Raw genomic sequence first — 1,247 nt, forward strand, 5'->3', positions numbered from 1 at the left:
GAGCTCGACAAAAAAGAGTTACTCAACGTTGAGCCAGTCGTAGATGCATTATCACGAGGTTTAGTGGCGCAACATCCTGCTTTCCGCGGACAATTTGATCTTGTGGTTGCGTCTTCTGTCCTTGCTTTTGTCGATGATGTGGAATCATCGTTAGACATTGCTCATTCGTTGCTAAATGAAGGTGGTTACTTCGTTCATTTTGATTGGGTTGCAGAATCCGAGCAAGACGGTTTCACCTTAAGCCGTTCCGAGAATGCATTGAGCAACGCTGGTTTTGTCGATGTTGAAGCGAAAAAAGTGTTCGATATCACCTCTGATGGACAAACCATGTCGGTATTAATGGGCGTTGGTCGCCGTTAACTTACCAAAAAGATTAAAAAAAGCGAGCCAAGGTGCTCGCTTTTTTGTGGGTGGAATCTAAGCTGATATCGCGGTTTGAATCTCTTGTAGTATCTCTGGATTGGCAATTGCGCCTAAGTTTTCAACTTGTCGACCATTGACTACTTGCTTGACGGCAAGTTCTACCAGTTTGCCTGATCGCGTTTTCGGAATATCGCTGATGGCGAAAATGGCACTCGGCACATGGCGTGGTGAACAGGCCGATTTCAGCTGCGCTTTAATGCTGCCGATTAACTCATCATCCAACTCATCTTGGCTTTCTAATTGAACAAAAAGCCAGATCTGTTCATTTCGATCCACTTCTTTCCCAACCGCGATGGAGTCGACGATGCCATCAATAGCATTCACCTGTTGGTAAATTTCTGCGGTACCAATTCTGACGCCACCTGGATTGAGAGTGGTGTCACTGCGGCCATAAAAAACAAAACCGCCAACCTCACTTTTTTCTACATCGTCGCCATGATGCCAAACATTATCAAACTTATCCCAGTAAGCGTGATGGTAACGCTCGCCTGAATCACGCCAGAACCCAGAAGGGAAATTAGGCAGTGAATTGGCGCAAACCAGCTCACCTCGTTCACCTACGACACTGTGACCTTGTGGATTAAATACTTGCACATCAACGCCTAAGCCTGCGGATTGACATTCTCCTCGATAGACTGGTGATATCGGATTGCCTAATACAAAGCATCCGCAAATATCTGTGCCCCCAGCAATGGACGCTAAATGTACGTCTTCCTTTAAGTGCTCGTAAACGTAATCGAATTGCTCAGGATAAAGTACAGAGCCAGTTGAGCAAATCGTCTTGAGTGCGGGGAAAGCATCGGCTCTTTTCGGTGAGAATTGTG

The 1,247-nt window shown here is 46.0% G+C and carries 2 protein-coding genes; one reads left to right on the forward strand and one right to left on the reverse strand.

Translation table 11 applies throughout. From position 1 onward, the window contains the following. Positions 1 to 360: methyltransferase domain-containing protein (locus R7P72_RS24890; RefSeq protein ID WP_318110944.1), on the forward strand; the 360-nt coding region annotated here is incomplete at its 5' end. 57 nt (positions 361 to 417) lie between these two features. On the opposite strand, the gene R7P72_RS24895 is transcribed toward R7P72_RS24890, so the two are convergent. Then, positions 418 to 1,247 (reverse strand): AMP-binding enzyme (locus tag R7P72_RS24895; RefSeq protein WP_411912906.1); only part of this gene is annotated, 830 nt, incomplete at its 5' end.

This window comes from Vibrio sp. Vb0888, assembly GCF_033338835.1.
GTDB classification, from domain to species: domain Bacteria; phylum Pseudomonadota; class Gammaproteobacteria; order Enterobacterales; family Vibrionaceae; genus Vibrio; species Vibrio alginolyticus.